The sequence below is a fragment of the Flavobacterium cauense R2A-7 genome (assembly GCF_000498475.1).
In the GTDB taxonomy this organism is placed as follows: Bacteria; Bacteroidota; Bacteroidia; order Flavobacteriales; family Flavobacteriaceae; genus Flavobacterium; species Flavobacterium cauense.
In genome coordinates this window covers 206,925-227,362 of record NZ_AVBI01000012.1, presented here as the reverse complement: position 1 = coordinate 227,362, position 20,438 = coordinate 206,925, and the positions used below count along the sequence as shown (strand labels likewise).

Annotated in this window: 21 protein-coding genes; 8 read left to right on the top strand and 13 right to left on the bottom strand. The window is 38.8% G+C overall.

Features of this window, described 5'->3' with window-relative positions; genetic code table 11:
- Window positions 1–18 precede the first annotated feature (18 nt).
- The 4 genes from FCR2A7T_RS04860 to recF all read right to left on the bottom strand — a co-directional run bounded on the left by FCR2A7T_RS04860 (window position 19) and on the right by recF (window position 3,495).
- Window positions 19–474, bottom strand: coding sequence for a hypothetical protein (locus tag FCR2A7T_RS04860; RefSeq protein WP_023570172.1), 456 nt, complete (start codon window positions 472–474; stop codon window positions 19–21).
- Between the two features lie 16 nt (window positions 475–490).
- Entirely contained in the window at window positions 491–1,504 is a 1,014-nt protein-coding gene (gene murB, locus FCR2A7T_RS04855; RefSeq protein ID WP_023570171.1) for a UDP-N-acetylmuramate dehydrogenase, read from the bottom strand.
- 189 nt (window positions 1,505–1,693) lie between these two features.
- A complete protein-coding gene (locus tag FCR2A7T_RS04850) occupies window positions 1,694–2,389 on the bottom strand; it encodes a thioredoxin domain-containing protein (protein WP_023570170.1) in 696 nt (231 codons plus the stop codon).
- A gap of 26 nt (window positions 2,390–2,415) precedes the next feature.
- The gene (gene recF / locus FCR2A7T_RS04845; RefSeq protein WP_023570169.1) at window positions 2,416–3,495 is read right to left on the bottom strand and encodes a DNA replication/repair protein RecF; all 1,080 of its coding nucleotides are present in this window, start codon (window positions 3,493–3,495) and stop codon (window positions 2,416–2,418) included.
- A gap of 134 nt (window positions 3,496–3,629) precedes the next feature.
- On the opposite strand from recF, the gene FCR2A7T_RS04840 reads away from it, so the two are divergent.
- From FCR2A7T_RS04840 to FCR2A7T_RS04815, 6 genes are all read left to right on the top strand, one after another.
- Window positions 3,630–4,421: a tetratricopeptide repeat protein gene (locus tag FCR2A7T_RS04840; protein ID WP_023570168.1), complete on the top strand. Its 792-nt coding sequence runs from the start codon at window positions 3,630–3,632 to the stop codon at window positions 4,419–4,421.
- A 102-nt stretch (window positions 4,422–4,523) separates the two neighbouring features.
- Window positions 4,524–5,018 carry a 6,7-dimethyl-8-ribityllumazine synthase gene (gene ribH, locus FCR2A7T_RS04835; protein ID WP_023570167.1) on the top strand — a complete coding sequence of 165 codons (495 nt, stop codon included), beginning with the start codon at window positions 4,524–4,526 and terminating at the stop codon, window positions 5,016–5,018.
- A gap of 145 nt (window positions 5,019–5,163) precedes the next feature.
- On the top strand, window positions 5,164–7,044 hold the full coding sequence (gene mutL / locus FCR2A7T_RS04830) for a DNA mismatch repair endonuclease MutL (protein WP_023570166.1): 1,881 nt from the start codon (window positions 5,164–5,166) through the stop codon (window positions 7,042–7,044).
- A complete protein-coding gene (locus tag FCR2A7T_RS04825; RefSeq protein WP_117614382.1) occupies window positions 7,041–7,787 on the top strand; it encodes a rhomboid family intramembrane serine protease in 747 nt (248 codons plus the stop codon). The genes mutL and FCR2A7T_RS04825 overlap by 4 nt, the downstream gene beginning before the upstream one ends.
- A 2-nt stretch (window positions 7,788–7,789) precedes the next feature.
- Window positions 7,790–8,650 (top strand): rhomboid family protein, encoded by an 861-nt coding sequence (locus tag FCR2A7T_RS04820; RefSeq protein ID WP_023570164.1) that lies wholly within the window; start codon window positions 7,790–7,792, stop codon window positions 8,648–8,650.
- Between the two features lie 9 nt (window positions 8,651–8,659).
- A complete protein-coding gene (locus FCR2A7T_RS04815) occupies window positions 8,660–9,697 on the top strand; it encodes an endonuclease/exonuclease/phosphatase family protein (RefSeq protein ID WP_023570163.1) in 1,038 nt (345 codons plus the stop codon).
- A gap of 2 nt (window positions 9,698–9,699) precedes the next feature.
- Here the strand turns inward: FCR2A7T_RS04815 and FCR2A7T_RS04810 are convergent, their stop codons facing one another.
- The 9 genes from FCR2A7T_RS04810 to FCR2A7T_RS04770 all read right to left on the bottom strand — a co-directional run bounded on the left by FCR2A7T_RS04810 (window position 9,700) and on the right by FCR2A7T_RS04770 (window position 18,050).
- Window positions 9,700–10,311 carry a WbqC family protein gene (locus tag FCR2A7T_RS04810; protein ID WP_023570162.1) on the bottom strand — a complete coding sequence of 204 codons (612 nt, stop codon included), beginning with the start codon at window positions 10,309–10,311 and terminating at the stop codon, window positions 9,700–9,702.
- 192 nt (window positions 10,312–10,503) lie between these two features.
- Complete coding sequence (gene lepB, locus FCR2A7T_RS04805; protein WP_023570161.1) at window positions 10,504–12,198, bottom strand: signal peptidase I; 1,695 nt, start codon at window positions 12,196–12,198, stop codon at window positions 10,504–10,506.
- A gap of 66 nt (window positions 12,199–12,264) precedes the next feature.
- Window positions 12,265–12,966 carry a 4-hydroxy-tetrahydrodipicolinate reductase gene (gene dapB / locus FCR2A7T_RS04800; protein WP_023570160.1) on the bottom strand — a complete coding sequence of 234 codons (702 nt, stop codon included), beginning with the start codon at window positions 12,964–12,966 and terminating at the stop codon, window positions 12,265–12,267.
- A 10-nt stretch (window positions 12,967–12,976) separates the two neighbouring features.
- The gene (locus tag FCR2A7T_RS04795; protein WP_240471513.1) at window positions 12,977–13,543 is read right to left on the bottom strand and encodes a DUF5683 domain-containing protein; all 567 of its coding nucleotides are present in this window, start codon (window positions 13,541–13,543) and stop codon (window positions 12,977–12,979) included.
- Window positions 13,543–14,442 carry a ParB/RepB/Spo0J family partition protein gene (locus FCR2A7T_RS04790; protein ID WP_023570158.1) on the bottom strand — a complete coding sequence of 300 codons (900 nt, stop codon included), beginning with the start codon at window positions 14,440–14,442 and terminating at the stop codon, window positions 13,543–13,545. The genes FCR2A7T_RS04795 and FCR2A7T_RS04790 overlap by 1 nt, the downstream gene beginning before the upstream one ends.
- Window positions 14,443–14,449: 7 nt before the next feature.
- Window positions 14,450–15,217 (bottom strand): ParA family protein, encoded by a 768-nt coding sequence (locus FCR2A7T_RS04785; RefSeq protein WP_023570157.1) that lies wholly within the window; start codon window positions 15,215–15,217, stop codon window positions 14,450–14,452.
- A 187-nt stretch (window positions 15,218–15,404) separates the two neighbouring features.
- Window positions 15,405–16,286: an SDR family oxidoreductase gene (locus FCR2A7T_RS04780; protein WP_023570156.1), complete on the bottom strand. Its 882-nt coding sequence runs from the start codon at window positions 16,284–16,286 to the stop codon at window positions 15,405–15,407.
- A 64-nt stretch (window positions 16,287–16,350) separates the two neighbouring features.
- On the bottom strand, window positions 16,351–16,860 hold the full coding sequence (locus tag FCR2A7T_RS04775; protein ID WP_023570155.1) for an SRPBCC family protein: 510 nt from the start codon (window positions 16,858–16,860) through the stop codon (window positions 16,351–16,353).
- A 56-nt stretch (window positions 16,861–16,916) separates the two neighbouring features.
- Window positions 16,917–18,050 (bottom strand): methionine aminotransferase, encoded by a 1,134-nt coding sequence (locus FCR2A7T_RS04770; RefSeq protein ID WP_035117356.1) that lies wholly within the window; start codon window positions 18,048–18,050, stop codon window positions 16,917–16,919.
- 262 nt (window positions 18,051–18,312) lie between these two features.
- Between FCR2A7T_RS04770 and FCR2A7T_RS04765 the strand changes: the two genes are divergently transcribed.
- Window positions 18,313–18,633 carry a hypothetical protein gene (locus tag FCR2A7T_RS04765; protein WP_035117354.1) on the top strand — a complete coding sequence of 107 codons (321 nt, stop codon included), beginning with the start codon at window positions 18,313–18,315 and terminating at the stop codon, window positions 18,631–18,633.
- 184 nt (window positions 18,634–18,817) lie between these two features.
- Window positions 18,818–20,185 carry a S41 family peptidase gene (locus FCR2A7T_RS04760; RefSeq protein ID WP_023570152.1) on the top strand — a complete coding sequence of 456 codons (1,368 nt, stop codon included), beginning with the start codon at window positions 18,818–18,820 and terminating at the stop codon, window positions 20,183–20,185.
- Window positions 20,186–20,438: the final 253 nt, after the last annotated feature.

The following is a 20,438-nucleotide window of genomic DNA, read 5'->3' as shown; positions in this document are numbered from 1 at the left end:
GTGTTTAGAAACCGTAATTTATTGCGGATTTATTTTTAGAGTGTCATTTCCAATAATTACGGCCAAGGTGTCTTTGATGTTTGCTTCACCGTTTTTAATTACTGTGGAGTCTATTTTTATATAATTCTGGTTCTCTATTTTGTAAAAATCGGCTTCTTCTTCTCTAGGTTGTGAAAAATAAGTATCATGAATTAGAAAGCCTGAAATTAAGAAAAAGAGGAGTGCAGGGAAACAAAGTAGCAGCATCAGGAATTTTTTGAGTTTTGATTGCGGGTAAGTGGTTGTATCGCTGTAAAACTTGTTAATCGATAAAAAAAAGTAGAAAAAATAAAAGATTGTCAGGAACCAAAACACTTCCAATACGATTGAAATTCTAAAAAATATCGATAAGCTTAACACGATCGACAGGGTGAAAACCTGAACGAATAAACTGAAATAGGCCAGATGTTTTAAATTAAGTTCCGATATTTTCATCTACGGTTGTTTAGTATTAAATAATATTGACTTCCGCTTCTATTGCAATCCCGTATTTTTCGAAAATGGTTTTCTGAATGTCTTTGGAAACATTTAAAATTTCCTGTCCGGTCGCGTTGCCGTAATTTACCAAAACAAGAGCTTGTAATGTGTGAACACCAGCGTCACCAAAGCGTTTTCCTTTAAAACCGGCTTGTTCAATCAACCAACCTGCAGGTACTTTGACTTCGTTTTCGCCAACCGTATAATGTGGCATGTCTGGAAATTGCGCGTGTGCTTTTTCGTAAACTGCTCTCGGAACAATCGGGTTTTTAAAGAAACTGCCACTGTTGCCCAATTCTTTCGGATCGGGTAATTTACTCTGACGGATTGTAATTACTGCATTACTGACGTCTTTTATAGTCGGATTGCTGATGCTGTGTTTGGCCAATTCCCCATCAATCGCACCGTAAGACGTATTGATTTTATGATTTTTCTTGGTCAGTCTAAAAACAACTGATGTAATCACGTATTGGTTTTTTGCTTCGTTCTTGAAAATGCTTTCGCGGTATCCGAATTTGCATTGTTCATTGGTAAAGGTTACGATTTCCTGGGTTTTGATGTTCATCGCCTCGCAGGAAACCATCGTGTCTTTTATTTCGGCGCCGTAAGCTCCGATGTTTTGGATGGGTGTCGTACCGACATTACCCGGAATCAACGACATGTTTTCGATTCCTCCGAAATTCTGGTCTAAATTCCACAACACAAATTCATGCCAGTTTTCGCCGGCATTGCCCTGAACCCAAACGAAATCATCGTCTTCTTTCAGGATGGATTTACCTTTCAGATTGACGTAAATTACCAAAGCATCGATGTCCTGCGTTAAAAGCATGTTGCTTCCACCGCCCAAAATGAATAATTTTTCGTTTTGATGTTCTTTCAGGATTTGAGCCAATTCGGAAGTATTACTGACTTCCACAAAAGATTTTGCTTTGGCTTCGATGCCGAAGGTGTTGTAGTTTTTTAAGGAGAAATTGTGTTTGATCTGCATAATGTTTTTGTTTTCCCGCAAGGTTTTTTAGAGCCTTGCAGGTTTTGTTTCCAGACAAAGAAATGGTTTATCTAATAGTCCCGATTGGAGGGGAAATCAGCTTTGTCAAAGTTCAAAACTTTGACAAAGTTGATTGTAACGGAAAGCGGGAACAGGGTATGCAAAAATGCCCGAACCATTCGCTCTAAATTATTTCAATTGCGCTTTTAGTTCTTCTTCAGAAACAAATCCGGTTTTTTTCCATACTTCTTTACCGTCTTTAAAAACGATTACCACCGGAAGTTCGCTGTAGCCTAATCCGTTAAAAAGGACTTTATTTTTATCGGCATCCACGCGTACGATTTTGGCTTTGCCTTCGTATTCTTTTTCCATTTTAGTCAGGTAAGGCGCCATTTTTTTACAAGGACCACACCATTCGGCGTAAAAATCGATTACCACCACTTTGTCGGAAGCAATCAGTTTTTCGTATTCTGATTTGCTCATGCCGATGTCGGCATTTTTTTGTGTGTTCGGGTGGGCTGCGCTCCATTTCATGTAACCGCCTTCCATGTCATACACCGTTGTGAAGCCTAACTCTTTTAGTTTGTTAGCCGCTTTTTTACTTCTTCCGCCGGCAAGGCAGTATACGAAAACCGGTTTCGATTTGTCCAGTTTTTGAACTTCGGTTTCAAACGAATTTCCGTTCCAGTCGATATTTTTGGAATTGTCTAGATGGCCTTCCGAATATTCTCCGGCGGTTCTTACGTCAAGCAATTGTGCGTTTTCAGTAGCTTTTAATTTTGTTTCAAATTCGGGAACCGCAATGGTAGCCACGTTTTGCCCTTTACTGCAATTGCTGAATAACAATGCGATGGTAAGGGTTGCTAAAATTCTAAGTGTTTTCATTTTTTTAAAATTTTTGTTGTGTAAAATTACAAATTAAATAGTTTGTAGGATTGATGCGTTGACTTTACGATGTTTTCGGTGCGTTCCGGATGCGTGTCGGAAATAAACAACTGTCCGAAAGTCTCGTCGTTAACCATTTCCACGATTTTGCTCACGCGGGTTTCGTCGAGTTTGTCGAAAATATCATCGAACAATAATATAGGTAAAACCCCGCTTTGTTTTTTGATGAATTCGAATTGGGCAAGTTTTAAAGCAATCAAAAAGGATTTTTGTTGGCCTTGAGAACCGAATTTCTTTATTGGAAACGTACCGATTTCAAACGACAAGTCATCTTTGTGAATACCGACACTGGTGTATTGTAAAACGCGGTCTTTGGCTAAATTTTCATCAAAAAGTTGTAATAACGGTTTTTCGGAAAGCTGGCTTTCGTAGACAATCTGCACCGTTTCGGCCGAATTGGTGATGGATTGATGGTGTTTGTTGAAAATCGGAATAAAATCTTCCAGAAACTGTTTTCTTTTTTTGAAAATCGAAGTACCTAAATCGTGTAACTGTTCGTTGTATATGGAAAGGGTGTCGCTTTCAAATGTTTGATTGGCGGCAAAATATTTCAGTAAAGCATTGCGTTGCGCGATGATTTTCTGGTACTGAATCAATTGCTGCAGATAGGTGTTGTCCAATTGCGAAATGACGCTGTCGATGAATTTCCGGCGGGTTTCACTGCCTTCAATGATCAAATCCTGATCGGAAGGGGAAATAATCACCAAGGGAATGAATCCGATATGATCCGAAAAACGCTCGTACGGTTTGTTGTTGCGTTTCAGGATCTTTTTCTGGCCTTTTTTGAGACTGCAAACGATTTGTTCGTCGCGGTTTTCTTTTTCAAAAACACCGTCTACCACAAAAAACTCTTCGCCGTGTCTTATGTTTTGTACGGCAAGCGGATTGAAATAGCTTTTTCCGTACGATAAATGATAAATGGCATCCAGAATATTGGTTTTTCCGATCCCGTTTTTCCCTACAAAACAATTGATTTTTGTGTCGAAGTCAAAATTGGCTTCGGCAATGTTTTTATAATTAAAAAGGGAAAGACGCTTTAGATACACGAGAAATCCGAATTATTTCAGAGAAATTAAATCATTTTTTTAAAGTGGGTGCAAATTATTGAAAAATATCGACAAAAAGGATTTCCATATATGAATAAAAATTTTATTTTTGCCGTTCATTAAATTAAAAATAGATGGCAACATATAACAAAAGAGGATATAAAGCTCCAAAACCAAAAGACGAAGCAGTTGAGAATCAAGTTGAAGTTGATGAGTTAGACAACATTCAGGAAGAAGACAGTGCTACGGCGGGGGTATTCAATACTTTGGATGAAAGCGCTAATAAACTTGAAGACTGGGTTGCTAAAAATCAAAAATATATTTTCGGGTTCGTAGGCGCTATTGCAGTTGCGGCAGCCGGATATTTAATGTACGATAAATTTATTGTTGAGCCGAAAGAGGATGAGGCGGCGAACGAAATGTTCCAGGCACAGCAATATTTCCAACAGGCAGTAGACGGTCAAACCGCTAATGATTCTTTATACAACCTTGCTTTAAAAGGAGGTGAAGGAAAATTAGGTTTTATCGGAATTGCTGATAACTATTCTGGCACTAAAGCGGCTAATCTTGCACATTATTATGCAGGTATGGCGTATTTGAACACCGGAAAATTCAAAGAAGCGGTGCAACAATTGGAGCAATTCAAATCAGAAGACATGTTCCTGAAAGCGATTGCTACCGGAGCTATCGGTGATGCTTTCTCTGAATTGGGTCAGAAAGAAGACGCTTTAAGCTACTACCAAAAAGCGGCAGAAGCTAATGCAAACGATTTTACTACGCCAAGATATTTATACAAAGCAGGTCAAATGGCTTTAGAAATGGGTAAAAAAGCAGAAGCGTTGAAATTCTTCACCCAAATTAAAGAGCAATACGAAACTTCTCAGGAAGGCGTTACAATTGACGCAATGATTGCAATGCTTGACTAATGAAATTAGAATTCAGAAATTAGAGTTCAGAAATCTGAAGGCTACTTCAGTTTTAAAAACAGTAACTTCTAATTTCCAACTTCTAAATTCTAAATTTAAAATATGGCAACAGCTAATAAAAATTTATCCAATTACGATAAAAACACAATCCCAAATGCGAAAGATTTTCGGTTTGGGATTGTTGTTTCAGAATGGAACGATAAAATCACCGAAGGATTGTATTCCGGAGCCGAAGCAGCGCTTTTAGACTGTGGTGCGTTACCGGAAAACATTATCCGTTGGAATGTTCCCGGCAGTTTTGAACTGGTTTACGGTGCACAACGCATGATTGTGACTCAGGAAGTGGATTGTGTGATTACTATCGGATGTGTGATTAAAGGCGAAACGATGCATTTCGAATTTGTTTGTGAAGGAGTTACGCAAGGGATTAAAGATTTGAATGTACAAACCGATGTGCCGGTAATCTTCTGTCTGTTAACTGATAACAACGAACAACAGTCTATTGATCGAAGTGGAGGCGTTCACGGAAACAAAGGAACCGAAGCGGCAATCGCAGCGATTAAAATGGCCGATTTACGCAGAAAAACAGCGCAATAAAGACCGCAAAATTTATAATATTAAAAACCTATTCGAAAGAGTAGGTTTTTTTATTTTTTATGATTTCTTAAACTATAAAAGCCAAGAGTTTTTCGTTAAATTTGTAGGCATTCGTTTAATAAGCCACAAACCCTAAACTTTTTTAATGTCAAGCATTATTCAATTACTACCCGATCACGTTGCCAACCAGATAGCTGCCGGAGAAGTCGTACAACGACCTGCTTCCGTGGTGAAAGAGTTGGTGGAAAACGCGGTCGATGCAGGTGCTACCGAAATCAAACTTATCGTAAAAGATGCGGGAAAAACTCTGATTCAGGTGATTGACAACGGAAAAGGAATGTCGGTTACCGATGCGCGTTTGTGTTTTGAGCGTCATGCGACTTCCAAAATCCGTCAGGCCGAAGATTTATTTTCATTGCATACTAAAGGGTTTCGTGGTGAAGCTTTGGCTTCCATTGCGGCGATTGCTCATGTGGAAATGAAAACCAAACAAGATCAGGAAGAGTTAGGCACGCACATTATCATTGAAGGAAGCAAATTTGTTTCTCAGGATGTGGCGGTGTTGCCGAGAGGCACTTCTTTTTCAGTTAAAAACTTATTTTTTAATATTCCGGCGCGTCGTAATTTCTTAAAATCCGATACGGTGGAATTTCGTCATATTGTTGATGATTTCGAGCGCGTGGCTTTGGCGCATCCCAATATTCATTTCATGTTGTATCATAACGGTAGTGAGATGTTTAATTTGCCGCAATCCAATCTGCGTCAGCGCATTGTGAATGTTTTTGGAGGAAAGACCAATGAAAAACTGGTTCCGGTTACAGAAAGTACTGAAATAGTCGGAATTCAGGGATTTGTGGGGAAACCCGAATTTGCCAAAAAGAATCGAGGCGAACAGTTTTTCTTCGTGAACGACCGATTTATCAAAAGTCCGTATTTGCACCACGCGATTATGGCAGCTTATGAAGGATTGTTGAAAGACGGAAGCCAGCCGAGTTATTTCTTATACCTTGATGTGCCTCCGCATACGATAGACATCAACATTCATCCGACCAAAACCGAAATCAAATTTGACGACGATCAGGCGATGTATGCGATTTTGCGCTCTTCAATAAAACATAGTTTAGGACAGTTTAACGTAGCACCGATATTGGATTTCGAACGTGATGCTTCGTTGGATATTCCTTACGAATACAAAGAAAAAGAAAGCGAAACGCCCTTAATTCAGGTCGATTCCAATTTTAATCCGTTTGCTGCCGAAATCCCTTCACGCGCATTTTCATCGTCATCGGGAAGTTCCCATTCTTTTGGTTCCGGCTATAAAAAGCAAGATTCTAATGCAAGTTGGGAAAGTCTCTATGTTGGTTTGAAAACGGCTGCCGATGAAATCGACGTAAGCGAAATTCAATTTGAAAGCGAAGAAGTCACCGGTTCTCTTTTCGGAGAAAGCGAAGTAGAAACCGCCGGAAACCGTACCTATCAGATTCAAAAAAAATACATCGTCAGTCCGATTAAATCCGGAATGATGATTTTATACCAGGAACGTGCGCATCAGCGTATTTTGTACGAGCAGTTTCTAACCAACATAACAATGCATCACGCCGCGAGCCAGCAATTATTGTTTCCCTTGGAATTGCATTTTTCGCCTTCGGAAATGGTTATGATAAAGGAATTGCAATCATCATTGGAAAATACCGGTTTTGTTTTCGACGCGATGACCACCGAAATTCTCGTGATTTCAGGATTGCCTGTAAATGTGGTTGAAAGCGAAGTGAAGGTGCTCCTGGAAGAATTACTGCATGATTTGCAGGGCGAATTGCCGGAGAACAGTTTCAGTCAGAGCGACCGTATTGCCAAGTCGATGGCGCGCAGTCTTTCGGTGAAAACCGGAACCTATTTAACCGAAAAAGAGCAGGAAAGCATCGTAAATTCGTTGTTTGCCTGTAAAGATCCTAATGTTTCGCCTTTTAATAAACCAACTTTCATCACCATGGGTGTGGAAGATTTAGACAAACGTTTTGCCTTATGATGAACATGACCGAAACTGTAAAACAGTTAATTATAATCAATGTGATTTTTTTTGTGGGTGCGATGTTTGTGCCTGCAGCTCAGGAATATTTAGCAATGTATTATTTCGAAAACCCAAATTTTAAAGTTTGGCAGCCCATAACGCATATGTTTATGCATGGTGGTTTGATGCATATTTTCTTCAATATGTTTGCGTTGTATTCCTTCGGAAGTACTTTGGAGCATTTTTGGGGCGGAAAAAAGTTTCTGTTTTTTTATATTTCATGCGGTTTGGGATCGGCATTGTTGCATACTGTTGTGAATTATTTCAGTTTTCATGACGGATTGAATTTCCTGATGGAAAACGGGTTTCAGAAACAGGAAATAATTTCGGTTTTAGCAGAAGGCAAGTTTAATCCCCGTTGGCAGGAAGTCATGGGACTAAATAACTTTAACGGGTTCTTACAAAGCTATATTGTTCCGGTTGTTGGTGCTTCCGGTGCTATTTACGGACTTTTGGTAGCCTTTGCATTCATGTTCCCTAATGCCGAATTGGCGTTGATGTTTATACCCGTACCCATAAAAGCAAAATATTTTGTGCCCGGATTGTTAATGGTCGATTTGTTTTTGGGAATTTCCGGAAAATCTATTTTTGGCGGAAGCAGCGGAATTGCGCATTTCGCCCATATCGGAGGTGCTTTAGTCGGTTTTTTTATGATGTGGTACTGGAAAAAGAATCAGTTTAATAACAATCGCTGGAATTAATTATGAATATTTTAGACGATTTTAAATTACAATACGCTACCGGAGGGATTGCCCAGAAACTCATTTTTTGGAATGTGGGTATTGCAATCCCATTCTTTATTTTAAGTGCTTTTGCGCCATCTTTTTTTCAGAATGTACTTGATTGGCTGAGTTTGTCTTCACCGGCTGTTACGGCTGTAATGAAACCCTGGACATTCATTACCTACGCGTTTTTGCATGCCGATTTCTGGCATTTGTTGTTCAATATGATTGTGCTGAATTTCTCCAGCCGTTTGTTTTTAACCTATTTCACACAAAAACAATTTTTTGGATTGTATTTATTGGGGGGGATTTTCGCGGGAATGGTGTTTGTACTGACAGATTTGTTTCTTCAGAATAATACCATTTTAGTAGGAGCATCCGGCGCGATTATGGCAGTTTTGATTGCTGCGGCGACCTATTCGCCTTTGTCGGAAATCCGCCTGCTGTTAATCGGAAATGTAAAATTATGGCATATTGCATTGGCTTTGTTTGTATTGGATCTGATTCAGATTCCGATGAACAATACCGGTGGACATCTGGCGCACATTGGCGGCTCGCTTTTCGGATTTTTGTACATCAAATTGCTGCAAAACGGAACTGATTTGAGTAAAATAGTGTCGAATATAATCGATTATTTTGTTTCTTTGTTTTCCCCAAGAAAATCTACCCCATTCAAAAAAGTTCATAAAAACGTGAACTCGCAACCGAAACCTGCCAAGCCGGTCGTTGAAAAAGACAGTACCCAAAAACAAATTGACGAGATTTTGGATAAAATCAGCAAGTCGGGTTATGACAGTTTAACGAAAGAAGAAAAAGAATTTTTGTTTAAAGTAGGGAAGTAGCAATATCGCGTGAAGAATTTATCAATCATCAATAAAATAGCTTTTTTTCTTAACATCGTTTTGGCGGTGCTGACAATCGTGGCTTATTTATTGCCTTTTCTTGCGCCTAAAATGTTTCCGTTTCTTTCGGTGTTAACATTGATTTTGCCGTTAATGCTGATTTTAAACCTGATTTTTTTGTTTTATTGGTTATTGCAGCTTAAAAAACAGGTGTTGTTGTCGGCATTTGTATTTTTAATTGGCATCACTTTTTTTAATAAATTTTATAAATTTTCCGGAAAAGATCTGATTGTGGAAGAGAATGACTTTACGGTGATGAGTTATAACGTTCGTCTTTTTAATGTTTTCGAGTGGATGAGCAAACAGAACATCACCGAAGATATTGTCGATTTTGTGGCTTCTCAGAATCCGGATGTGTTGTGTATTCAGGAGTATTCTACTTCTGCCGATGTGAAATTTGAGGGTTACAAATACAAATACATTCTGATGCAGGGCGACAATATTCGTACAGGTCAGGCTATTTTTTCAAAATTTCCCATCATCGAAAAAGGCGAAATTGATTTTCCGGGTTCGGATAACAATGTAATATTTGCCGATATCAAAATGCGTCGTGATACCATTCGGGTGTACAGTATTCACTTGCAATCGACGAAAATCAGTCCGGATATTCATGAAAAAATCGATGAAGCCAAATCAAAGAAAATTTTCCGCAGGATGAGTGAAGCTTTCGCCGAACAGCAATCGCAATCCGAATTAATTAAAGAGCACAAAACAGATTGCCATTACCCGAAAATCATTTGTGGTGATATGAATAACAGCGCGTTTTCCTATGTGTACCGAAACATTAAAGGAAATATGAAAGATACGTTTGAAGAAGCCGGAGAAGGTTTCGGAAAGACTTATGATTACGAATTCTATCCGGCCCGTATCGATTATATTTTGGCCGATAAACAATTTGAAGTGAAAAACTTTAAGAATTTTGACAACTTCGTCAATTCGGATCATTTTCCAATTACTACCCGATTAGCTCTAAAGGTAGAGGAATAAGCTTATAACTGCTGTTGTTTTAAATAATCGACCGCATAACGTCCTTCGTTAAACAGTAAATCCAAGATGCTCAGGTTGTTGATAAAACCGTGTTTGTCGTCGAAAACCTGCGTGTAGGGTTCAAAAAGTAAAGTGTCTTTTTTTCCGTTTGCCAAATGACGGAAATCCGTGAGTCCTTCCACTTCATGAAAATATTCTGTGGTTTTTTCGATTTCGAATTTCACGCCTAAACAGTCGGTAACCAATTCGATGGTTTCAAAATTCAGATCCATCATGAATTCGTGTTTTTTGCTGAACAACGCCCGGAAATCGTCTTCGAAATATTCAAAGAATGGTGAGGTGCGGTAGGCGGCTTCCAACGATTTAAAATGGTTTTTACGCCAATCGAAATCGTTTTCAATACGAACCTCTTTAAACTTTTGGTGCCCGTCTTTATTGTGTTTGATTGGGATGTTCAGCATCTGAATACCGTTCGGGGAATAAATATACATCCGGTTGCGATTGGTTTGTTTCTGGAAATTGTCTTCCATTTCAAAGGTAATCGAATCAGCTTGTACCATCGCTACAAAATGACTGATGGAAGAGAAGTAGGTGGGATGTATAATTATGTTCATTTCGTTGTTTTTTGCTCTGAAAGGATTAGATAATCGCCATTTGTTATGTCATTCCGACGTAAGGAGGAATCTCATAATTTAGGTTTCTAAATGGGATTCCTCCTTACGTCGGAATGACAAAATGATCTTAATCAATTTAATATTCTATACCGGTGTTGTTTTTAGCGATAGCGAAAGTAAAAAAGATACAAACTATGCTTTCTTCTTAGCTTGTCTTTTCTTGTAAAAATTATACCCAAAATAACCTAAAAGTGCTATAAGGAAGTATTTGAAATACGAAACAGGTTCGCCTTCTCCGCTAACGGTAGTAAATAATCTTTCCCATCTTATTTTGTCGATAGCTTTGCTCCAAGGAACGTCTTGGTCTAAACTCATCCAGATGAAAATCGGTTTTCCGACGATATGATCGGCAGGAACATAACCCCAATAGCGTGAATCTTCTGAACGATGACGGTTGTCTCCCATCATCCAGTAATAATCCTGTTTGAACGTATAACTTTTTGTAATTTGTCCGTTAATACGGATTTCGTCTCCGCTAACTTTTAAATCATTGTGTTCGTATTCTGTAATGGCATATTCGTAGAACGGCAACGTTTCTTTTGTAAGCGCCACTGTTTTTCCGGCTTCCGGAATGTAAATCGGTCCGTAGTTGTCGATACTCCAGTCTTTTGTGTGAGGGAAGCAATCGGTGTTTTTAGCGTCTTTCGGAAGAATCACGCGTACGATAGAATCATAAGCCTTACTGTTGCGTAATTCTTCAGCACCTTTCAGTGTCAAATTTACATCAGCTTTAGTGTCATAAAGTTCTTGAGCATATAACCCGATATTTGTGGTTACCGTCGATGGTAATCCTTGAGCATAAGTTACGACTGTCAAAGAGTTGTCTTTGTTTTGTGTAAAACTGGTAACATAAGGTTGAATGGCGTTTAACTGCTCCTGGCTGGTCGGTTTTACTATATATTTTCTGGAAAATTCCGTTGACCCTGTCTTTTTAATCAATTCCATGTTAACCCCGTTTTTAGCATAAACCATGTGCATAAACTGTGGTTTGGCTCTTTCGGGTAAAATCGATTCTTTTCCGTTGATGAAAACGATGCCGTCTTTAATGGAAAGACTGTCGCCCGGAATCCCCACGCAGCGTTTTACATAATTCGATTTTTTATCGATTGGTTTTTCGGCTCTTCTTCCGGATCGGTCAAAAAACTGATACACGGTGTCCATCGGCCAGTTGAAAACCACAATGTCGTTGCGTTGGATTTTCTGAATTCCCGGGAAACGGAAAGACGGTAATTGTGGAAATGTAGAATAAGATTTGGTTTTAACTAGTGGAAGACTGTCGTGAACCATTGGAGCTGCAACAGTAGTCATCGGCGTTCTTGCGCCATAATGAAACTTACTTACAAATAAGAAATCACCAATTAATAATGATTTCTCCAAGGAAGAAGACGGAATGGTAAACGGCTGAATGAAATAAGTATGTACCAAAGTTGCCACCACTAAAGCGAAAAGTAAGGCACTTACCGTATTTTCTGTTTTAACCGCATTCTTATTTGGAATATAGGTTACTTCCTGCGTGTAATTGATGTAGTAAATGTAGAAACCAAGTGTTACGATACCTAACGTGGTATCCATCTCTGATTTTTTGCCAAAAGCTCTCAAGGTTTCCACCCAAACTACCGGAAACATAATCAGATTCACCACCGGAACGAATAATAAAATGGTCCACCAGGTTGGACGGTCAATGATTTTCATCAATACAATGGCATTATAAACAGGAATAGCTGCTTCCCATCTTTTTCTGCCCGCTCTTTCATATAATTTCCATGTTCCTAAAAAGTGTACCACTTGAATAATCAGGAAAAAGATAAACCATTGTACTAGTGTCATATTGCTATTTTTTTAATCGTCCTTCGACAAGTTCAGGATGGACTAGTTATTTGTATTTTTAATTTTTTATTTCAAATTTAGAACGTCTTTCATTGTAAAAACGCCTTTTTTATTCTGAAGCCATTCAGCTGCAATAACCGCACCTAAAGCAAAACCTTCGCGACTGTGGGCCGTATGTTTGATTTCAATCTGATCCACTTCGGAATCGTAAAAAACAGTATGCGTCCCCGGTATGTTTTCAATGCGTTTTGCTTCGATGTGAATTTCATTGTCAGTTGGTTTTTCTAATGTCCAATTGGTGTACTTGGAATTTTCGATAATTCCGTTGGCCAATGAAATAGCTGTACCGCTCGGTGCATCCAGTTTTTGCGTATGATGGATTTCTTCCATTGAAACGTTATATTGTTCCAGATTTGCCATCATTTTTGCCAGATAATTGTTTAATTCAAAGAAGATGTTCACTCCCAAACTAAAATTTGATCCGTAAATGAAAGCGCCGTTTTTGGCGTTACAAAGCGCAACCATTTCGTCATAATGCTCCAGCCAACCGGTTGTTCCTGATACTATTGGTATGTTAGTATTCAAACATGCCGAAATGTTACTGACTGCCGCAGAAGGTACACTGAAATCAATGGCCACATCGGCTTTTTCTAACCCTTCATAGCCCATATCATGGTCTTTTCGCAGCACAATTTCATGACCTCTTTCCAAAGCAATGCGTTCGATTACTTTGCCCATTTTTCCATAGCCTAATAGTGCGATTTTCATGATATTCGGATTAGAAATTATAATTCAGTGTCAGCCCTACATTTTGTTTGTAGTTGATTTCATTTTGATAAATATCCGGGCGAACCGTAAGATTTTCATTTACGTTAAATTGCATTAAGTGCGCGTCAACATTGGCATCCACGACGTTTAAGATGTAAATTGCCGCTGTAATGAAAGCCGATAAATCCCTGTTTCTGCGGTAAAATTTTTGACCGTCAATCAAGCGACTGTTGTCCAAACGTCCGAAATATGGGTCATTAGGATCGGAAGTTCCATTCAGCCTTTTTTTGTATTCGTCGCGGAAACGATTGTATTTTTTATTGTTATCAGCATAAAAATAAATCCCAACTCCTAAGCCGGCATACACAATGGGAACTTTCCAGTATTTTTTATTATACACCTGTCCCAAGCCCGGTACTAAAGCTGAATAAAACGCCGCTTTGGAAGGTGCCAAAACGTCCATTTTATCTGATTTTACGGAATCCTTAGCAATTAACAGCGGAACTTCGGTTTGAGAAAAACCGGATTGCGGTGTCAAAAACAGCGTAAAGAAGATTATGATTAGGAACCTATTCACTATCCGTTGATTAGTTTGATAATTCGGTTGAAATCTTCCTCGGAATGGAACGGAATTGTAATTTTTCCTTTTCCGTTTCCGGCTACTTTTACATCTACTTTAGCTCCGAAGAAATCAGTAAAGGCTTTTTTCTTGTCGTTGCTTACTTCGAATGAAGTGCCTTTCGGTGCTTTTGCAGCAGCCGGTTTTAGGCTTTCGTGGTAAGCTTTAACCAAAGCTTCCGTTTCACGAACCGATAGATTCTGACTTACAATTTTCTGATAAATATCGGTTTGGATGTCATGGTCTTCTACGTTGATAATGGCTCGACCATGTCCCATAGTGATGAAGCCGTCGCGAATTCCCGTTTGGATAATCGGATCTAATTTTAACAGACGCAAATAATTGGCAATCGTAGAACGTTTTTTGCCCACACGGTCGCTCATTTGCTCTTGTGTAAGCTGAATTTCGTCAATCAAACGTTGGTAAGATAAGGCAATTTCGATGGGATCTAAGTCATGACGCTGGATGTTTTCCACTAAAGCCATTACTAAGGAATCGTTGTCGTTTGCCAAACGAATGTATGCGGGAACCGTTTTTAAACCGATTAATTTGGAGGCGCGTAAACGACGTTCCCCGGAAATTAATTGGTATTTGTTGAAGTCGGTTTTTCTAACAGTAATCGGTTGTATTACACCTAATTCACGAATAGATGAAGCCAATTCCTGTAACGACTCTTCGTTGAAATTGGTTCTCGGCTGAAACGGATTGATTTCAATCGCTTCAATTTCCAATTCGATTATATTTCCAACAACTTTATCTGCATTTTTGTCCTCTACCGATTTGATGTCGTTCTCCGGATCTTTTAATAGCGCCGATAATCCTCTTCCTAATGCCTGTTTTTTTATCGCTTTTGTCATACAACTACTAATTGCTGTTTTTCTTGATTATTTCTTCTGCCAAGTTCAGGTAATTTGTTGCGCCTTTGCTGGTTGCGTCATAATTAATGATGCTTTCACCAAAACTTGGAGCTTCACTCAGCTTGATATTTCTTTGAATTATGGTGTCAAAAACCATATTGTTGAAGTGTTTCTGAACTTCTTCCACGACTTGGTTCGATAAACGCAAACGCGAATCGTACATCGTTAACAATAACCCTTCAATATCCAATTCAGGATTGTGGATTTTCTGTACGCTTTTTATCGTGTTCAGCAATTTTCCAAGACCTTCCAAGGCGAAATACTCGCATTGAATCGGAATTACAACTGAATCAGCAGCCGTTAATGCGTTCAACGTCAGTAAACCTAACGATGGGGCACAGTCGATGATGATGTAGTCGTACTTATCTTTTACGCTTGCCAATGCCTGTTTCAGCATGTACTCGCGGTTTTCCTTGTCAACCAATTCGATTTCGATAGCCACCAAGTCAATATGCGCCGGAATTACCGAAACGTTCGGCGCCGAGCAGGAGATGGTTGCTTCGTCGGGTGTGTTGCTGTGTTCCAGAATCTGGTAGGTTCCGATTTCGACACTTTCCACGTCAATTCCTAATCCGGATGAGGCATTTGCCTGTGGATCAGCGTCAATTAGTAGTACTTTTTTTTCTAAAACGCCTAAGGAAGCCGCTAAATTAACTGAAGTCGTAGTTTTTCCAACGCCACCTTTCTGATTGGCTATAGCAATGATTTTACCCATTTTGTCTTTACAAATTTTGAAGCGTAAAAATACAATTTATTATGGTTTATGAAAATGTTATTTGTTAACAATGTTGTAAAGTTAGCAGCGTTCAGTGTTCAGTGTTCAGTTTGTTCGGTTTAAAAAAGAAAAGAGCGAAATTATTTCGCTCTTTTACTATATACTGACCACTGAATACTGACCACTATTATTTATTTCCTTTCGATTTAATCATCATTTCCAACATGTCCCATAATTCAGTTGGAACCTGTTCTAATAAATTGAATTGTCCGGCGCCTTGTAACCATTCACCTCCATCAATCGTAACGACTTCACCATTGATGTATGCAGAGAAATCAGAAACTAAATAAGCGGCTAAATTGGCCAATTCCTGATGATCGCCCACACGTTTCAACGGCACTTTTTTAGCCAAATCGAATTTTTCTTTCAAGTCACCCGGAAGCAATCGGTCCCATGCTCCTTTGGTTGGGAAAGGACCCGGTGCGATGGCGTTCATGCGGATACCGTATTTCGCCCATTCCACCGCTAAACTGCGGGTCATGGCTAAAACTCCGGCTTTTGCTGTAGCGGAAGGAACTACATAAGCTGATCCCGTCCAAGCATAAGTAGTAACTATATTTAAAACGTTGGTGTTTTGTTGTTTGGCTTCAATCCAGTGTTTACCAAATGCCAAGGTACAGTTTTTCGAACCTTTCAAAACGATATCGATAATTGTATCCCATGCATTAGCGGATAAACGCTCGGTTGGTGAGATGAAATTTCCGGCGGCATTGTTCAGTAAAACATCTACTTTTCCGTAAGCTTTTAAAACTTCGGCTAACATGGCTTCTACTTGGTCGTAATGACGCACGTCGCATTGAATGGCCAGACATTTTCCACCGGTTTCGGTTTCCAGTTCTTTGGCAGTAGTTTGTAATTTTTCCAAATCGCGGGAAGTAATGGCCACTTTTGCGCCCAATTCCATAAAATATTTGGTCATCGCTTTGCCCAAGCCGCTTCCGCCGCCGGTTACCACGATTACTTTATCTTCAAGTGCGTTATCGCGAAGCATTTTTGCTGAAAAGTTCATAATTGTTTGGTTTTTTTAGAATCGTAAAGATAATTAAATTTTATATGCACGCATAATAGGTAAATTAATTTTTGAGCAGATAATCTTCCAGTCGGTCAAAAGTACCTTTGAAGCCCAGTTCCATGTTTTGATGATTTTCGCCAAAGGTTTTCATCTCGTTATCGGATGCATTGTAAGGCGCAATAAGCAGTGTGAGGGTTGTTATGCCGTTTGTTTCTTCTAAAGTTAAAATATTAAACATTTCCAGCGGCCAGGTTTCACTGAAGGGAGCACGAATGACAGCCCCATTTTCATCGGAAAAACAATTCAGAAATTCAATCTTTTTATCAGGTATGATTTCTTTATAAACGAATCGTCCCCACATTTTCAAAGCGTCGGGAGATTCAATATAATAGAGGCAGTGGCCTTCGGGAAGGAATGTCATGTTAACAACATTTGTACTGAAACAGGCCGGTCCCCACCATTGCTGAAACCGTTCTGCTTCTGACCAGGATTTGAATACCAAATGCTTAGGGGCTTTGAAATCTCTTGAAATTACTAGTTTGTTATCAATATAAAGATTGTGATGCGACATGTTGTAATTGTTTGTTATTCTTAAAGATAAGAAAAAAATATTACAAAATGTTATTTTTACTTCATGATACTGTTCAGCTTTTCCGCTGCCGCAATCAACGTTTCATCTGTTTTGGCGAAACAAAAACGCAGCATGTGCCGGTCGGTCGCATCGTTATAAAATACCGAAATCGGAATCGCCGCCACACCGTGTTTGGTAATCAGTTCCCGGGCAAAATCAACATCATTCATTGTGCTGATTTTAGTGTAATTTACCACCTGAAAATACGTTCCGTCGCACGGCATCAATTCAAAACTACTGTTTTTAATTAAGCTCTGAAATAAATCGCGTTTTTGTCGGTACATTTTGGAGATTTCGTTAAAATCCACTACATCAAGGTATTCCGAAATGGCGTGTTGCGAAAAACTATTCACGCTGAACACCAAAAACTGATGTACTTTTTTCATTTCGGCCATGAGTTTTTCGGGCGCAATCAGATAGCCGACTTTCCAACCAGTAACATGCAGCGATTTCCCGAAAGACGAAGCGATAATGGTTCGCTCCATCAGCTTCGGACGCGTATGAAACGAAATGTGTGGGTGTGAAAACGAAATGTATTCATAGACTTCATCACCTAAAATCAGCACTTTCGGATGTTTTTCCAAAAGCAGTTCCAGTGCTTCAAACTCGGCATTCGTCCAAATTCTTCCCGTGGGATTGTGCGGATTGTTGATGACTATCATTTTGGTTTTTGATGATAACGCCGCTTCAATACGATTAAAATTCGGGGAATAATCATCATTCAATGAAATGCGTACCGGAATTCCGCCTGCCACTAAAACCGAAGGTTCATAACTGTCATAACTCGGATCCAGAATAAGCACTTCGTCGCCTTTATTCACAAACGTGTTGATTGCCGTAAAAACGCCCTGAGTCGCTCCCGCCGTAACCAGCATTTCGGTAGCGGTATTTATGTTTCGCTGGTACTGTTTTAGGGTAAGCGCCGCAATTTTTTCCAGTAACGAAGGCAAGCCCGCCATCGGAGTATATTGGTGAATGTTCTCGCGAATCAGGCGTTCCGAAATCTGCAGCAATCGCTCATCCACAGGAAAATTAGGAAATCCCTGCGAGAGGTTAATCGCGCCATGTTCGTTGGCCAATTGCGACATTACGGAAAAAATACTGGTGGTTATGTTGGGCAGTTTCGACATGCGTTTGTTTTTTACGAGCGTAAATTTAAGGATTTTTTGGAGCACCACCTCCGGCTTTTTTTAAACTTGGATTCCTGCTGTCCGTTCTATCTTTTTCCGGTGGCTGAGGCTCTCGAAGTCACCGGAAAAAGGATGCCGCTCCCATCAGGGCTATTCGAAATCTTTGGGCGCTTTTTAATTGCTTGACATTTAAGCCGCTATGTTTTATGTTGATCTCAATATTTCGTAACTTTAAGTAAGCTAATTTTTAAATATTGAAATCATGAAAATGCTAGTCAATGTTATTATGCCTATCGAACCGTTTAATTCCTTAGTACGGAATGGAAAAGCCGGTGAAATACTGGGACGTATTATAGAGGATATTAAACCAGAGAGTATTTATTTTACCGAAATAGAAGGCAATCGCGGTGCGGTTATAATTGTGGATATTAAAGACGCATCGACTATTCCTGCAGTCGCCGAACCTTGGTTTTTAAATTTCGAAGCCAGCTGCGAATTTAAAATCGCCATGACGCCCGACGATTTAATGAAATCAGATTTAGCCAAACTTGCCGCCAAATGGTATGATGTACATGTGATGTAAGTTGTATAAAAAAATATTTTTTGAAAAATAAGCACAAGTCAAGATCGACTTGCTAATTACTATTGCATTATAAATAATATGATGTTTTTATGCTGTTCTTTATACTAATTCAAATGCTTATTAAGTAACAATTTTATTACAATTTTTCCGTTTCTTTGAATATCGTAAAATAAAACAACATTCAATGAAACGTTCCTTTACTGCCTTCTTATTTTTGATTGCTTTTTCAGCAATTGCTCAAATTTCCAATACATTAACCCCAGCGGATAAAATTTACGGACTGTCGAAATTCTGGCAGGAAGTGAACTATAATTTCATTTATTTGGATAAGGTTGACCGGGCAATGTGGGACAATAAGTATAAAGAACTTATCGCATCGGTGCCAAACACCAAAAACGATTATGAATATTACCGCGAACTTCAAAAATTTTGTGCCTTATTGAAAGATGGGCATACTAATGTCTATTTTCCAAAAGGAATCGAACAAATGAATACCATGTTTGGGGATTATCGATTATTTTTAGAGAATATTGACGGAAAAGCCATAATTACCAGAACGAATTTGAGTAAGAAAGATGAAATTCCGTTTGGTAGTGAAATTATTGGTGTAAACGGAAAAAGTACGCAACAATATATTAAAGAAAATGTAGCACCTTATATTTCTTCTTCCACCGATTATGTATTGGCAGATTGGTCTGTTACCCGATTGTTGCAAGGGTTGGAAGGGGAAACTTATAGCGTAAAAATCAAAAAACCGGATAATAAGGTTATTAATTTGACTTTAACACACAAAAAAACCGAAGAAAAAGAAGTTTTTCCGCCTTTTGAAAAAAACAGAGAACTTTTAGACTTTAAGTGGATGAACAGTAAAATTGCTTACTTATCGCTTAATTCTTTTTCCGATCAGAAAATCGACAGTTTGTTTGTTCAAAAACTGCCTGAATTATATAATGCCAAAGCATTAATTGTCGACTTACGTTACAATGGTGGAGGCAGTACAAATATAGGAACTGAAATACTTAAATATCTAACAAAAGACACTATCCTCTACGGCTCCAAAAACAGTAGCAGACTTCATATTCCGGCATTTAAAGCCTGGGGAAAATTTACTGTCGAAAAAGACACGTTAAACAATGAATGGGCAAAGAAAGCCTACTTGACTTACAATGATAAATTTTATTATGATTTTGAGTATCAGCCCGACACAATAAAATTAGATGCCAAAAGAATTGTAGTTCCAACGGTGTTGTTATTAGGACACAACACGGCGTCTGCTGCAGAAGATTTCTTAATCTATGCCGACAACCAGAAACATATGATAAAAATGGGCGAAAAATCGTTTGGAAGTACGGGGCAGCCATTTCTTTTTGATTTGCCGGGAGGTGGTTCCGCAAGAATTTGTACTAAAAAAGATGCATACCCCGATGGTCGTGAATTTGTTGGATATGGCATAAAACCGGATGTCGAAGTAAAGCCAACTTTAAATGATTATTTAAAGAAAAAAGATCCGGTTGTGGATAAAGCCGTTGAATATTTGAAAAAGAAAATCTAACAAAAGAAGATTTATGGTGTAAGATGTTTCCGTTGTTAAGTATTTAATTTACAAGGGTTTTGTTGTTATTGTGTTATTCAGATTAATTTAAAACAATAAGAATTTGCTGTAAATATTTGGAAATTAGAAAAATAAAAATAAATCTTTGCGACAGAAATTAATAACCCTTTTAAAACGAAGAAAAATGTTTGTATTCAAATCATTACCTCAAAGCTTTACATCAGTTGGAACTGGTGAGGCTCTTCTTCGTGGC

Coding starts and splice junctions, on each gene's coding strand:
- dapB (WP_023570160.1), bottom strand. CDS start 12,966: ATGAAAATCGCACTATTAGGCTATGGAAAAATGGGCAAAGTAATCGAA.
- FCR2A7T_RS04775 (WP_023570155.1), bottom strand. CDS start 16,860: ATGTCGCATCACAATCTTTATATTGATAACAAACTAGTAATTTCAAGA.
- FCR2A7T_RS04820 (WP_023570164.1), top strand. CDS start 7,790: ATGAATATTTTAGACGATTTTAAATTACAATACGCTACCGGAGGGATT.
- FCR2A7T_RS04760 (WP_023570152.1), top strand. CDS start 18,818: ATGAAACGTTCCTTTACTGCCTTCTTATTTTTGATTGCTTTTTCAGCA.
- murB (WP_023570171.1), bottom strand. CDS start 1,504: ATGCAGATCAAACACAATTTCTCCTTAAAAAACTACAACACCTTCGGC.
- ribH (WP_023570167.1), top strand. CDS start 4,524: ATGGCAACAGCTAATAAAAATTTATCCAATTACGATAAAAACACAATC.
- FCR2A7T_RS04790 (WP_023570158.1), bottom strand. CDS start 14,442: ATGACAAAAGCGATAAAAAAACAGGCATTAGGAAGAGGATTATCGGCG.
- FCR2A7T_RS04860 (WP_023570172.1), bottom strand. CDS start 474: ATGAAAATATCGGAACTTAATTTAAAACATCTGGCCTATTTCAGTTTA.
- FCR2A7T_RS04840 (WP_023570168.1), top strand. CDS start 3,630: ATGGCAACATATAACAAAAGAGGATATAAAGCTCCAAAACCAAAAGAC.
- FCR2A7T_RS04810 (WP_023570162.1), bottom strand. CDS start 10,311: ATGAACATAATTATACATCCCACCTACTTCTCTTCCATCAGTCATTTT.
- FCR2A7T_RS04765 (WP_035117354.1), top strand. CDS start 18,313: ATGAAAATGCTAGTCAATGTTATTATGCCTATCGAACCGTTTAATTCC.
- FCR2A7T_RS04785 (WP_023570157.1), bottom strand. CDS start 15,217: ATGGGTAAAATCATTGCTATAGCCAATCAGAAAGGTGGCGTTGGAAAA.
- FCR2A7T_RS04825 (WP_117614382.1), top strand. CDS start 7,041: ATGATGAACATGACCGAAACTGTAAAACAGTTAATTATAATCAATGTG.
- lepB (WP_023570161.1), bottom strand. CDS start 12,198: ATGACACTAGTACAATGGTTTATCTTTTTCCTGATTATTCAAGTGGTA.
- FCR2A7T_RS04850 (WP_023570170.1), bottom strand. CDS start 2,389: ATGAAAACACTTAGAATTTTAGCAACCCTTACCATCGCATTGTTATTC.
- FCR2A7T_RS04770 (WP_035117356.1), bottom strand. CDS start 18,050: ATGTCGAAACTGCCCAACATAACCACCAGTATTTTTTCCGTAATGTCG.
- FCR2A7T_RS04780 (WP_023570156.1), bottom strand. CDS start 16,286: ATGAACTTTTCAGCAAAAATGCTTCGCGATAACGCACTTGAAGATAAA.
- mutL (WP_023570166.1), top strand. CDS start 5,164: ATGTCAAGCATTATTCAATTACTACCCGATCACGTTGCCAACCAGATA.